Source organism: Streptomyces sp. CA-243310, assembly GCF_050936775.1.
Taxonomy (GTDB): domain Bacteria; phylum Actinomycetota; class Actinomycetes; order Streptomycetales; family Streptomycetaceae; genus Streptomyces.
In genome coordinates, this window is the sequence record NZ_JBNJMF010000002.1 from 20723 (window position 1) to 34328 (window position 13606).

At 70.2% G+C, this 13606-nt stretch carries 10 protein-coding genes and 1 pseudogene; 2 read left to right on the forward strand and 9 right to left on the reverse strand.

The window, feature by feature from the left end; translation table 11 throughout:
* Nucleotides 1–1037: 1037 nt before the first annotated feature.
* Nucleotides 1038–1427 carry a cytochrome P450 gene (locus ACQEVM_RS17640; protein WP_433080117.1) on the reverse strand — a complete coding sequence of 130 codons (390 nt, stop codon included), beginning with the start codon at nucleotides 1425–1427 and terminating at the stop codon, nucleotides 1038–1040.
* Between the two features lie 3125 nt (nucleotides 1428–4552).
* The gene (locus tag ACQEVM_RS17645) at nucleotides 4553–4945 is read right to left on the reverse strand and encodes a CU044_2847 family protein (RefSeq protein WP_433080119.1); all 393 of its coding nucleotides are present in this window, start codon (nucleotides 4943–4945) and stop codon (nucleotides 4553–4555) included.
* A 477-nt stretch (nucleotides 4946–5422) separates the two neighbouring features.
* Between ACQEVM_RS17645 and ACQEVM_RS17650 the strand changes: the two genes are divergently transcribed.
* Nucleotides 5423–5608, forward strand: coding sequence for a hypothetical protein (locus ACQEVM_RS17650; RefSeq protein ID WP_433080121.1), 186 nt, complete (start codon nucleotides 5423–5425; stop codon nucleotides 5606–5608).
* Nucleotides 5609–5810: 202 nt separating this feature from the next.
* Entirely contained in the window at nucleotides 5811–6341 is a 531-nt protein-coding gene (locus ACQEVM_RS17655; RefSeq protein ID WP_433080123.1) for a hypothetical protein, read from the forward strand.
* A gap of 9 nt (nucleotides 6342–6350) precedes the next feature.
* On the opposite strand, the gene ACQEVM_RS17660 is transcribed toward ACQEVM_RS17655, so the two are convergent.
* From ACQEVM_RS17660 to ACQEVM_RS17690, 7 genes and pseudogenes are all read right to left on the reverse strand, one after another.
* Nucleotides 6351–7457 carry an NUDIX hydrolase gene (locus tag ACQEVM_RS17660; RefSeq protein WP_433085229.1) on the reverse strand — a complete coding sequence of 369 codons (1107 nt, stop codon included), beginning with the start codon at nucleotides 7455–7457 and terminating at the stop codon, nucleotides 6351–6353.
* 324 nt (nucleotides 7458–7781) lie between these two features.
* Entirely contained in the window at nucleotides 7782–8264 is a 483-nt protein-coding gene (locus ACQEVM_RS17665; protein WP_433080125.1) for a hypothetical protein, read from the reverse strand.
* Between the two features lie 1481 nt (nucleotides 8265–9745).
* Entirely contained in the window at nucleotides 9746–10129 is a 384-nt protein-coding gene (locus tag ACQEVM_RS17670; RefSeq protein ID WP_433080127.1) for a trypsin-like serine peptidase, read from the reverse strand.
* Between the two features lie 306 nt (nucleotides 10130–10435).
* A complete protein-coding gene (locus ACQEVM_RS17675) occupies nucleotides 10436–10639 on the reverse strand; it encodes a restriction endonuclease (RefSeq protein ID WP_433085231.1) in 204 nt (67 codons plus the stop codon).
* A gap of 79 nt (nucleotides 10640–10718) precedes the next feature.
* A pseudogene (locus ACQEVM_RS17680) lies at nucleotides 10719–10802 on the reverse strand (hypothetical protein); the annotation flags it as partial.
* A 708-nt stretch (nucleotides 10803–11510) separates the two neighbouring features.
* Nucleotides 11511–12776, reverse strand: a complete 1266-nt coding sequence (locus ACQEVM_RS17685) for a hypothetical protein (protein ID WP_433080129.1) — start codon at nucleotides 12774–12776, stop codon at nucleotides 11511–11513.
* Nucleotides 12777–13438: 662 nt separating this feature from the next.
* Nucleotides 13439–13588, reverse strand: a complete 150-nt coding sequence (locus ACQEVM_RS17690) for a hypothetical protein (protein WP_433085531.1) — start codon at nucleotides 13586–13588, stop codon at nucleotides 13439–13441.
* Nucleotides 13589–13606: the final 18 nt, after the last annotated feature.

Consider the following 13606-nt stretch of genomic DNA (forward strand, 5'->3'; position numbering starts at 1 on the left):
CGGGGGCGTTCAGGGCGCGTTCGGCGGCCCGGCGGACCACGGGCGGGGGGCTCTCCGTCGGCGGGCATGGGGACGCGCCAGGACAGCAGGTCGCTTGGCCTTGGTGAAGCCGCAGCGGGTGAAAAGGGTCCTGGTAGTAGGCGGGTTTGTGCGGCATTAGAGCATCGTTGGGCGGGCGGTCGAAGCCGTTGACGAGCAGCCCGCAACTCGTGGTTCGTGGAGAAAGCTGAGTGGGCCGAGGATCCTGCTCATGCCCTTTCCGGCGGCCCAGCCGCTCGCCGCGTCGAAGAGAGCCGCGGCGGTCGCGTCGTCGTCAATGCACTCGAAGAGGCCGAACTGGCCGCACCGCACATCGTGCCGCTCCTGGAAGCGGGGGTCGACCACGGCGGCGATCCGTCCCACGATCTTCGCCCTGGCGGGCGGGCCAGGAACAGCTCGACCCGTGCCACCTCGTGGAAGGGTTGCGGCGCGCGTCGAGGAAGGCGCGCTGCCCGCCGCTCCAGTGGGGCGACCCACCAGCGGGTCGTTGCGATATAGAGGGTGTGGGGGAAGCGGGATGAACGTGGTGGTGTGTCGCGGCGGCCCCGCACGGGAGTGACGGTGAGGATGGCGTTCATTCGTGCACCTGCCGGGGCCTTGTCGGTTGGCGGTCCGCGGACGGGGCGCACGTGGCACGCGCCCGCATGCGGAGTCCGCGTGGTCTGAGCGCGCTCGACACGGCGGTACGCGGGGGTGCGGCGGTCAGGGGGCGCAGCTGCCAGCGGCTTGGATGATCGTGGCCAGCGCCCACGATGGCCTCAAGGGTGGCGTACCGGTCGCCGACGGCATTTGGCGGGCCCCCGGCTCCGTAGACGATGTGGGCGCCTCGTGGGGGCGGGGTGCCGCGGTCGGGGTCCCAACGGTCGGGGTCGAAGCGTTCGGGGCGTTCGTACAGGTCCCGCTCGGCGGTGGATGAGGTAGGGGCTGAGTACGAGGCCGGTCCCGGCAGGGAGACGATGGGCTGCCGAGGAGGGTGTCGGAGGTGACGGTGCGGAGCATCACCCACGGTGTCGGGAAAAGACGCTGGTGTCTCGGTGATCACGCGGGCGGTCACGGCCAATCGGCGGCAGGTGTTCCAGGGGTGGCGGGGGCACCAGCCAGGGACCGTGTTCGACCTCGGCGTGCAGCCGTTCCTCGACGTCGGGGTGCGCGGCCACCAGGTGCAGGGCCCAGGCAAGGTTCGCGGCGCTGTTGTCCACGGCCGCCCCGAGGAAGTTCAGAAGCTGATCCGTGGATCTCGGCGTCGGGTCAGCGCCTGGTCCGGTCGGGCAGGGGGTTCGGCGGCCAGCACCACGGAAGAGGAAAGTCCTCGTGGTCACCGGGATCTCCTGGGGCTCCTGGGGCTCCTGGGGCTCCTGGGGCTCCTGGGGCTCCTGGGCTGATGCCATCGGCACGGCGGTTGGGACAGGGATCTCGCAGGCGAGTTTGACGCAGGCGGCGCTCGGCCCGTTGATAAGCGGCGGTGATTCGGGCAGGGGCAGGCCAGGCCGCGGCCCGTGGCATGCCGGTGCGCAGGTAGGTGCCCCTGATGAGGGTCGCCATGTCGTCGGTGATCTGCTGCAGGACCGCCGGCGACGGGCTCTGGGAGAACAGGGTCTCCAGCATGATGCGCGTGGTCAGCCTGGTCATCTCGGCGGAGAGACGTCGAAATCCTGTCCCGACTTCCAGCCTTGGGTGAGTGCATCGGCCTGGCGGGTCATGACGCAGGCGTAGCCGTCCAGCCGAGCGGGGCGGAAGGCCGGTTGGACCAGTTCGCCGCAGCCGCCGGTTGCGAGGTGTGCGGGCAGAAGGAGAGTCCGGTGCCCAGCAGTGTCCGGTAGGCGTTGACGCACTCGGTCTTGTCGAACAGCCGGTCGTTGACGAAAACCTGATGGGTGAGGGCCCGGGTCGCAGACGACGATGTGACTGCGAAGGTGCCAGCACGGACCCGGACCAGGCCGTCGTGGGTTGTCAGAGAGTTCAGCAGCCCCAGGGGATCACGGGCGACGGACAGCGAGGTGGCCGATCACCGGCAGGCCTCCGGTCGCCGTTGGGACCGCTCGGATGGTGTTCGCCGTCATCGGGTCTCCACAAGGTCGGTGCCGGCGACCTGCCCGGCGGCGGGGCCACGGCTACATTCCGGGCACGGGGTCTTCGGTCGACCAACGAATGCCGGCCTCGAAAGCATCGGCGAACCGCAGGATTCACCCACCCGCTCCCCCGCCTCTCGCGGGACTGAGCAGGCCTCCTTCGGGAGGCGGACCCTCTGTCCGGCTCGATCGCCTCGCCCAGGGTGTACATGGGAGCGCCTGCACTGCGAGCAGCGTGATTTCGTTCTCGCGCCGCATGCTGCTGCCTGTCGATCACGGTGTACATGAACCGGCGTTACCGGCCCCGGATGGCGGCGAGCGTGTGCGGTGTGGTTTCCAGCCGGGCTGCCAAGAAGCTTGTCGGCCATTCTCGTTCGGCCAGGTCCTGCAGGCTGGTGGCTGCCCTCTCCGCGCCAACCAGCCCAGGCAGGAGGCGATCCCGCTTGAGGACACTGGTGAGCGGGATGCCGAGGATCGCTTTCCGAGGTGACCCCGGTGCATCGCGGGTCTCGCGCGTCACGGATCAGTCACAGCCCACCCATACCGGTCCTGGCGCCGACACCATGATGCGATGCGTACTCACCACACCGTCACCCTCCTCGCCCGCCGGCCTCCTCGCCCTCACCGGCTGCTCCGAGGTCACCAGCGAGCCCAAGGCCGACGACAAGGTCGCCGCCTCGCCGTCCGCATCGCAGTCGAACATCGCTCCCGAGGCGCTCAGCTCTGCCGCCGCAGCCGCCGGCATCCCGCCCAGCCCCGCCCCCCGAGCAGCGCACCATCTACCTCGCCGCGCTCAACAAGATCGACCCCGAGATCGTCAACGGCAAGGACGACAAGGCCATCAGCCGCGGGCTGAGCCAGTGCCAGTCCATGAAGAACGAGAAGGACCCGACCAAGCGTGTCGAGTCCACGAAACCGGCGGTTTCATCAGCCCCAACCATCCGGACGGCTTCGGCCCCACCAAGGGCCGCCTTCATCCTCGCCGCCGTACAGACCAAACCTCTGCCCCACGTACTGACGGGGCCACAGACCCGGGGCAGGGTGATGATGCGGCCGCCGGCGACACGTTTCTCGACCGAGGTTTCACCGCCCTGTGTGAACCAGAGCAAGGCCGAGCTCACCGGGAATACGGGCGCGATGCAGTTCCGCGAGTACACCTCCGAATGGACAGCCGGCCGGCGCGGACCAAGTTCGCATCACCCGCACACCAGCCGGTCGCACGGATCGGCCGCCGCGTCCGGCCGTGTCCGGGCGACCGGGGCCGGTTGCGCCGGCCCCGTAGGCAACGGCGAAGGGAGGAGGTGCCGTGTTTCCGCGGGCGGTGACGCCCACGTCGAGGCACGCGCCGAGGCGCCCCGTGACCGGGTCCTCCTCCAGCCCGAAGCGCATGAGGCGGGTGACGCCCCGGAGGTGGTCCCACTCCCTGCCCTCCGCGGCCGGAAGGCCCGCTCGAACGCGTCCCGAAGCCCAGTGGCTGGAACTTCCTGAACGGCCTCCGCCCAGCACGGGGAGGTCCGGGCGCAGACCGCGGCGCACACGAGCAGCTCCTGCACCACGGCATTCCTGGCCGGCTGCGCCACGGATCTCCAGGACGAGGTCCCACGGGCAGCCGGGAGAGAAGAAAAGGGATCGAGCAGGGCTGCGGGGGAGCGCGTCCTGGGCGAGGAGCCGCCGATTCGCTTCCCGTGGGCAGGTCGCGCCCCTCCCGGGGTCTTGGCACACACCGGAATCCAGGACGAAGGGGGAAGCGGCACGCCGGTACGCATCGATGGCCCAGTCGTCCAAGGACTGCAAGCGCCAGTACGACACCTGTGTGCTGCTGCCGTACTCCCAACGGAGCGGTAGGACGCGATCCACGAGCGCAGTTCGATGTGCAGGAGCTGCGGCTGTTCCGTCACCCACCGCCGGGCGTCGGACAACGCGCGACCGTACGGGTCCCGTCACGCCGTCGAGGGCGGTGTCGATGCGGGACAGCACCCCCCTGCGGAAAGGCCTCGCCGACCTCCGCGAGGTCGTAGGGGACGGCATGGCGCCGACGTGAGGGCGTCCAGATGGTCGACGTACGCCCGGTCTGGAACGTTGTTGACCTGCCTGCGGGGCGTGTTCGTCACGGGATCGCCGAGGCAGCGTGCTTCCGGCGCGCTGCGCCACCCTGATGCGGCCCCCTCTCGCAGCAGGGGTGCGAGGTCGGAAAGGACCTCCACCTGCTTGAACCTGCGGTGCTTTCCGCTTCGCCGTCCCGCTCCTCCGGAGAGATGAGGCACCGGAAGTACTTTGTTGTTGAGGCATTGCGAGTCCCCCACCAGCAGGGCGTCGGCAAGGAGTACGTGCAGCAGCACCCTGGAGCGCAGATCCGCGGCGTAGGCCAACGGGCCGACGGGTTCGGCTTCGACATCGGAGAGGTAGATCCTCTCCACATCGCCGTTCAGGCGCAACCAAGCCCATCATTTCCCCTCTTCGTCGTTCGTCTCGTCCCTCGTCGGATCGGATGGCGTCCCTGGTCGGCGCACGGCCTGCCGCGCGGGGTGCGAAGCCGGATCAACCGGCTGTCTGCCGCCGTAGCGGCCTGCTCCGTGGGCGCGGCCGTCTCTGCGGTCTCCGCGGTCTCTGCCGGCTCCGCTGGCCTCCGCTGTCTCCGCGGAGACGGTCGAGACGGCCGCATCGCCGTTCTTGCGCCACGTGGCGGACACCTTCAGGGTCGCCTTTCCTCCCGATGCCGTCACGACGCTCACGAGGAGGCCGGACTTCAGGGACAGCTCGATGCCGAACTCGAGTGTCACCTCGTCCGGAGCGGCATTCCTCAGCCCGGACCGCACCGTGGTGACGACCGTCTCCAAATGTCTGCGGAAGGTCGTCCAGCCGGTGCCTGGACGCTGGTGAACGAGGTGTCGCGCGGGCCACCCTCGTCCTCGACCCGTACCCACAGCGTCCCACCGTCCGGGGTCTGGACTTCGACAATCTCCGACATGTCTCTCCCTCGTGCGCTAGGTTCCCGGCAGGGGGTGGTCGGTATGAGTGATCGCTTGGTGGAGAACGTCTATCTGTCGGATGTGGAGCCCCACTCCGCTGCGCCAATCCGACGGCCGCAGCGGACCTACGGGCGCGGATTCTCCTGCACGTACTGTTCTGCGACACTCTACTGATCGGTGACTCGCAGAGCCTCAACCAACCGTTATTTTCCGCACTCTGGTGACGGAGCATCAGGTTGAGTCGCCGAGGCGGAGGGCACGGCGAGCCGCCGGGATCGCACGATCTGGCACCGCTTCTGGCGGGAGGCCATATTCGCGTGGCTCTGCGCACCGGATGGACACTCCATGACATCCGGAACGCACACGCGGCCAAGAACGTCCGAGAACGTGCCGCGCCCGGACTACGTGGACGAACTGCAGGCCATGACGAGCGACCGGGTGCTGCCGTACGACGGTTCGGCCGTCTCGGCCGCCTTCAAGTCCGGCGTGCTGGAGCGGATCACGCGGGGCGCTGGAACACACCCGGGGTGAGGCGCGGCACACACTCCGCGCCGCCCAGGAGTGGGGCCGGGAGCAAGATCCGCTGGAGTACAAGGCGATCCGGGACTGGCTGTCCGAGCATCGAGCCGGCCGCCCGCGTGCGAGCGCCGACGTCGTGCTCGCCCTGCAGTCGGTGGACCAGTGGGCCGGGGAGTCTTATCGTCAGGCGCTCCCGCGAGCGCTCGGGGCAGCCGTGGCCGGCCCACGCGACGACGCGGACGTCATCCCGTTGGCCCGGCGCCACCGACTGCTGGACCGGCCCGGGTTGGCTCCGGCCCTGCTCGACGGCCTTGCTGCTGTCGCTGCTGCCGGTGGACGTGCTGCTGGAGGCGGTCGCGCCAGTCGTCACGGCAACGCACTGCTGGGAGAACTGGCCCGGATACGCCGGGGGCAGCAGCCGGACGCAGCCGTTCTCGGCGCCTCGGCCGAGGAGTTCAGTGCCTGGATGGCCGCGGCCTGTAGACGTGTGTTCCGCGGCCAGGGCGGCAGGGCATGGGAGCACCTCCAGGGAGAGGACCGCCTGATGCGTTTCGGCCTGGAGGAGGATCCCACGGCGGGCAGGCTGGGCGCCGGCCTGGAAGTGGCGCCCGCTCCCGGCGGCCGGACGGGGGCCCTCTCGTTCCACGTCCTCAGCAGCGCGGTGGACAAACCCCGGAGCAGAGGATGCGGGGCTTGCGGGCGTGCCGAGGCCCCGGCGCCCGCATTCAGGACCTGGACCCCCTGAACCGGCTGGTCACCCTCTGACGGCGCCGGGCCTAGGCGGAGCGACCGGAGTCGGGTGAGGAGGGACGGCGGGCGACGAGGAGAAGGGAACTCCCGTCCCGGCCGTCCCAGCCATCGCCGCCGTCGCGACGGCGAAGGCCGCGATGGTGATGCCACAGGTGATCCGGCCCTCCTGGAGCCACTCGGTCATCATGTCCCGAGACGCCCATACCGGTTCGGCCACCGACTCCGATGCATCAGGCCTCGCGGAGGACCGCTGCACCGGGTGCACCTCCGCCAGGCAGACGTGCGTCTGCGTGCCGATCAGACCGGTGTCGGCGTGCAGCCGTCCGATGCTCCGTACCGAGGCCGCGACCAGACCCGACTCCTCCGCGAGTTCCCGGGCAGCCGCGACCTCCGGAGCCTCCCCCGGGGCACAGCCGCCGCGGGGGAATTCCAGGATACCGCTCCGACCGGATACCGGTACATGGGCAGGAGCGCCATCCCCTGCGGCCCCACCGGTACGACCACGACCCCCTGTTGGCTCCACTGCCACCGCAGGTACCGGCCCTCGGTCCCGCCGGGAAAGACGACCTCGTCGTTGTACAGATGGCCGAAGGGGTTGGCGTAAGACCTCGACGGCGCGCTCCTGCCGGATCGGCGCCGGTGTGCCGGGGACAGTGTGTTGGGTGGGCATTGCTCTCCTCGGAGTCGTTACGGGCCGCTGCTCGATGGGCGACCCCAGTCTGCCTGCTGTGCCGGCGTGTCGGCGCCCGCTCTCCCAGGGGCGTGCCGGATCACGGTGCCTGGTGGGTTGAGGGACTCCAACTGCGTCACCCATGTGACGCGCTCGTGGGAGAACTCGGCCACTTCGGTGCAGAGTTCGGCCAGTGCCCTCAGCGAGCGCAGCCGTGTCTCCCTGTGGAGCGAAGCCCTTGCCGGGAAGTCCTCCGAGCATCACCACGGCTTCCCTCAGCACCAGATAGGCCTCACGGTACGCACCGGCCCTGATCAGACCGCGTCCGTGTCGGTAAAGCGCGGTCGGCAGCCTGTCGAGGTAGCGCTCCGGCTGGCGTTCGGCGAGATCCCGCAGGAGGACGACCGTCTCGCCCCCCGTGTACACGGCCTCGCTGACCATTCCCGTGCGCTGCCGGCACTCTGCGAGCACTTCGAGACAACTGAGGAGCACATCCTCCTGCCGTACGCCGGGCAACGCCGTCCGGCACAGGTCCACGCTCCGGTGCGCCTCCTCCTCAGCCGCGTGGACCTGGCCGTCCGTCAGCCGCAGCAGGGCGAGCGTGCTCAGCGCGGCCGCGGTGTTCAGAAGGAACACCTGGCGCCGGGCGGCGGCCTGGCCGGTACCGGGCGGCGTCTGCGCGAGCAGCTGCTCGTACAAGGCGACCGCCGTTCTGCTCTCGGCGAGCGCGGACACGGTTGCTGTCCGCCCGGTGCAGCAGCAGACTCAGTTGTTCAGCGCCGTCGCGTACTCGGCGAGATGCCGTCCCGTCCGCTGGACGAGGTCACGGCTGAGGTCGGCCGCTTCGCGGGCGGCCGCCAGCGCGGTGTCCCGGCCGCCGACGTCGTCACTGCGGAGGCTGTACCGGATCAGCCGTTGCAGCCGCAGGAGCTGCCGGTCCTCGGTGAACTCGGCTTCTGTCGAGGCCAGCAGACGGCTGAGCACCGCCACGGCGACCCCGGACAGGCCGGACGGATAGTCCGGCAGGTGGCTGTCCACCGACTCGAGGAGTTCCCGGCTGGCGTCCGCCACGAACGGCAGGGCGAGCGCGGCGAGCGGCTCGGCGTGCGGCACCAGCCCACCGGTGATCGTCAGGGCGGGCAGAAGGACCTCGGGCCGCCCGGCGATCGCCTCCCGCAGAGCGCTGTCCAGTTGCCGTGTGCGACGGGTGGGACTCGATCCGGCCGACGGCCGTGCACCCGCGGGCACGAGCCAGGGTTTCCATCGTGTCCGCCGCTGCCGAGACCCGCACCGCCGGGGACCCGGAGGTGCTCGCATCCAGGAGTTCCGCGAGGTAGGCCGAGGCCCGGCCCGAACTCTCCGGCCGTTGCAGCACCCGGCGTACCAGGATCTCGCCGATCCGGTCCGGCTCCAGTGGAGCGACCCGACCGTCCGGGGCGGGTACAGCGCCCGGAGGCACCCGTGGACCCCGATCATGTGTACGGGGGGCATCCCGGGAAAGGCGGCGGCGTGGACCCGCTGGAGCAGATCGACGAGTGCGGGACCGGCAAGCCCCTGGGCCAGGGTGGGACGAGCAACAGCCCGTCGGACAGGCGCGCGCCCACTCGGACCCGCCAGCGCCGCCTGCCCCGGTAACTCGGCGGCGACCAGCGCGTGCCAGCCGCGCAGTTCGTGGTCGCAGACGCGCTCCAGCGGGTCTCCCCGGTCGAGCCAGGTGTGCCCCTGGCGCAGAGTGAGCACGGCGTCCAGGGCGAGCGCGAGTACGTCCAGAACCGAGTCCTGCCACTCGGCGCGTTGCTGCCAGGCGTCCCGGCGGCGAGAGCCATCCACAGCCGAGACGGTCGGCGAACACGCCGAACGCCCGCCGCGCCAACGAGGGGTTTCCTTCTGCGTCGATGGTTCTGGGCAGGGCGACCACACTGGTCTCTCGGGCAGCGCCGGGTCGTCGACCCTGCTGCGCAAGGCCTCGAAGAGCGGTTCGTCGGATCGTGCGAGGAGAAGCAGCCGCAGTCGCATGGCGCTCGGGGCCGTACCGGTCCACATGCTCCAGCAGCGCGACGATCTCCTCCAGCCTGGCCTGGGCGTAGTCGAAGACGACGAGCGCACTCAGCCCGGTGTCCAGGGCGTCGGCCAGCTGCTCCAGCCACTCCTGACGCACCGGGGCGTCCTTCGGTACGAACCCGGCGATCCACCCCCGCCCCGTTGAGAGCACTGCACACCTCCGCGGCGAGCCTCGTCTTGCCGGCCCCACCGGGTGCGTGGAGCAGCCGGAGCCGGCGGTCCGCTTCGCCCTCACACCACGCCAGCAGATCCGCACGCTCGGGGCGGTCCACGAAGGGCATGGCACCGTGCGCGAGCAGTTGGGCCGGGGTTGCCTGCGCGGAAGTGTCTCGCGAGCTCCCGCGGGCCCCCGCGAGAGGCCCCGAAGAGCGCGTTCTGCCGACGGGCCCGGCCGAGGGCCGCATCGCACCAGGGCGTACCGGCACGTGGGCTCGGCTGTTGCGTTCGGCGAGGTCCGGGAAATGGTCCCTGACGGCCTCCACCGGTACCAGCCACCCGCCCTGGGGGCTGCGCTCGTCGCGGGACGCCTTGAGGACGCCGCAAACCTGCCCGGTGCGCAAGTCCAGCACCGGACCGCCACTGAAACCCTGGACGACCAGGTCCCATTGCAGCCGCACGAACCGGCTGCTCTGCCCGGCGACCACCAGATGCAGGCGTATCGCGGCTGCTCACCCGGCTCCAAGGTGTGGCCTGCTGAAGCCGTGCACCACCACCTCGTCGCCGGGTGGCGGAGTCTGGTGGCCGAGCCAGACCCCGATGCCGGGCACGGGGGTCCGCAGGCGCAGGCACGCGAGATCGGGGAAGTCGTGTACAGCCCCGGTGCCACGGCTCTCCGGAGCGGTGGCGACCACTTCGGCCTCGACTGCTCCCGCACCGGTCAGCACCTGTACGGACGTGTGCCCGTGGACGACGTGCGCACACGTCAGCACCGTGTCCCCGGACACGAGGAAACCGGTGCCGAACCCACTGCCCTCCGTACGCACCACGACCGCCTGCTCACTGATCAGCCTGATCAGCTCGCGCCTCCGCCACAGCTCGTCGTCGCTCCCCATGCCCCCACCCGCGTTGTGACGACGCGAAGACCTCACGACAGCCGGGCACTCAAGCCCCCGCTTGCGTGCTCGGCCCCACCGTCCCGGCAGGCCGGCCCCCGCCCTGGTGCGTCCCTGCCCAAGTCTGCCGGCCGTCCGAAACCGGCCCGTCCCACTAATCCGAACCGGCCCGTCCCATTAAACTGTGACCGGCCGGCCTGCTCTTTGCCGTCCTGACAGCCCTCTCTGGAGCTGCGGCCCTTCTCGCCCTCGGCGGCGCGCCGAAGTCCATCGTGGAGCGCCCGGGCTCACGCCGTAGGCCCGTCGTCAGCGGGGCCGGCGCTTGGGAGGAACGGGGCCCGGGATGACATCCAGGTTGAGATGTTCCTTGAACAGGTGGACCGGGTTGGCGCCGTCGAGGAGTTCGAGGCGTCCGTGGTCGTTCGCGAACGCCTGGCTCGCCTGGCCGAACCACGAGGTCGTCACCAGGATGCCCTTGGCCGCCCGCTTGTGCTCCACGACGCCGGCCAGGGCGGAGGACCGACTCGAAGGCCACCACCTTGGCGCTGCGTTTGGCTTGGATGACGCACAGGCCCCGCATGACCGGGTCGGTGTTCATCGCCACCGCGTCCACGCCCTCGTTCCTGCGACGGCCGCGGTGTTGAGGCTGTCCAGGCCGATGGCCTCGAACCAACTGCCGTACCAGGTACTCGAATTCCGCGGGCCAGAGGTCGAGGCGAGAGGTCCATCAGCACGGGACGGCTGTCCAGGCCGGCCAGGACGTCCGTGCTGCCCATCAGCCGGTACTCGCTCAAGTCGAAGGTGACGAGTGGGCGCACCGGCTCCAGCTCGTACGGATTCGCTGAGATCAGCGACCGCAGCCGCTTCAGGCAGGCCTGCGGATCAACTTGGGTCAGCACCCAGTTCACTGAACTCTTCCCTGCCCGCCCGAGTGATCAGACAGGGGTGCACCTCGCGACCCGTGGCACGATCGATGGTCGCCACGCGCCCGTTCAGCGCCGCAGACCTCACCCACCCCGGACCGGCACACCCACCATCACGGCGGCCACCGCCGCCCGCGCCGGCTGGGAGCTGCTCGTCGCCTTGGACCAAGATCGGTTTGGCGGCCGTCTTCACCTCACGGGCGGAAGCCCTTCCGTGGATGCCCATTCACCTCGCCGACGTTCCGCGCGAGCCCTGGAGCCCGTAGGGCCAGAGCGGATGGCTGCGCGGCGGCCTTGGGCGCACTTGCGGCACGAGCTTCCGCGCGTGCCCTCGGGCGTGCGAACCCGCGCGGGATGTCGCACAGCTGCGGGCGGTCGCCGTCTGTGGGATGTCCCACAGACGGGCACCTGAGCGCTGGCGGTGGTGTCATCCCCTTCGTCACGGTGGGACTGTCTTCCTACTGTTCTTCGGCCGGTTCGCCGTCGGCTGTCGGCGTGTCGGCAGCGGCCCGGGGGCGGTCGGGGGGCAGGTGCCTGGCGGGCAGCGTGGTGCGCCTGCCGGAGGCGTCGCTGGTGAAGGGGATGACGCCGGCTCCGCCGGGGAATTCGCCGGTCACGTAGTAGTCCGTACGGAACCCGAGGGACGCCTGGGCGCTGAGGGTGCTGCCGTCGGCGCGGATGGGCACGAGTTCGTGCTGCTCCATCCACAGACAGCCGGTGCTTTGCGGCGGAATGACGAGCCCGCGTTCCAGGGTCTCCTCGACCATGGTCGACACGTTGCGGCGGGATTCGTATCCCACCTCGACCGAGGCGGAGACAGAAGCGGTGACGGTGGTACTGGCACCCACGCCGAACGGTTTGGCGGACATCTCCACACCGACCGACGCGCCCACGGTGATGCCCGTAGTCACGCTGAAGGCGGAACCCGCCTCACGGGTCACCCCCGTGGTGATGCTCTGTGACTCCGGCTGGGGCAACGTTCCGGCGCGATTGTCGCGGAAGAGGACGAGATCGAACATCCGGTGGCGGCGAATCCGGTAGAAGGGCGAGTTCTCGATCTGCCAGGCCACAGTGCGGTTGGGGTCGTTGACCATGACGTAGGGCACGGTCACCGTGCGGTCGGTCACCCTCGTCTGCGCAGGGGGCCTGGCGGGCGACGTCAGGACCGGGATGCCGGGGCCGTTCTGGCGTTCCACGACGGCGGGCAGGTCCAGGATCCAGGTCGTGGGCGTGGGGTTGGGCCGCCCGGCAGTGCGCACGGCGGTCAACCCGCCCACGGGCAGGAACAAACGTTCGTCGAGGTCCCCGTCCGGGTAGGGCGGAGTCAGCACCGACCACAACCGCATCCCGGCGTACTCGAACAACTGCTCGCCGACTTCGCCCTGACGTGCGTACGTCCGTCCGTTGTGTACCTGCCTGACGCACATCGCGGTCTCCGGCGGGCCCCCTGCGCCGGAGACGCAGTCGCTCAGGGCGACGTATCCCGTCGGAGGTACCGGCCGCCAGATCGCGAAGGACAGTTCGCGCTCGTCGTTGAGAATCATCGGGAGGTCACCGACCTTGTCCCACCCCGCAGCCGGCCGTAAGAGGCTCCCGTCGGCGGAGAGGTCCCGCAACAACAGCGACCCCGCGTCCGCGAGGTTCGTCCCGTTCGAGAACTGGAATCCCGCGGGCCACCAACCGTCCTGTCGTTGACCGGCCATGATCCGGGGGTGGGTGCTCACACGTTCGCCTCTGGGCCTGATCGCCAGCGGCCAGGCAGTCGAAACACTGCCGGTGTAATGCAGCTCCAGATCACCGTAGCGCTGACTGATCACACTGAGTTCCTTCGCGTGGAGGAAGATCACCATATGGTCTCCTCCGGACCCTATTGTCCTGTTCCTCGCACCGGCGAGAGACAAACAGGCCAACAACAGTGCGGCAGGTTGCCGACCACCGCTTCGAACAACGCCGACGGGTCGGGTCCGGGGCGTCGACCGCGGTCGTCACCGCGTCGGGCCGGCACCTGTCCGCGGGCACGGCCGAGCGCGCCACTCGGGCCGTCCCGGCGAACAGCGCGCGGGCGCGGATTCGCCGGCTGGTGTGCCGTGAGGACGTGCGACGCGGCCGCACCACATCCCGCGCAGGTTCTGGAAGGACGGACTCGGCTCAAACCATGGGGACGGACTCGCCGGATCTCCACCGGGGCCAAGGACGACGCTCGCTCACCCCGCCCCGGGGCCGCGGTGACGGCGACCCGGGGCAGGGGGCGGGTAACCGCACCTGCCCTCCCCGTAACGCCGGCCGCAGCCCGAACCGCACCACCGCTCCGCTGGCCAACGCGGCCAGCGCACCCACCACCACGACCGCCCAACCCAGCTCGGAGGCCTCCGAGCCAGCGCCGTGGTTAGAGCAAGGACGTCCCGCTCAGCACGCACGCCAGGCCGAAGCCGGCGTACAGCACCGCCCACAGCACCGTTGCCCAGGCCGCCCAGCGCGGCCATCGCTGCCGCCAAGCGCTCCAGGGCGCCTTCTCCGTCCGTTCAACACCGGTCATGTTCCCAACGGTGCATCG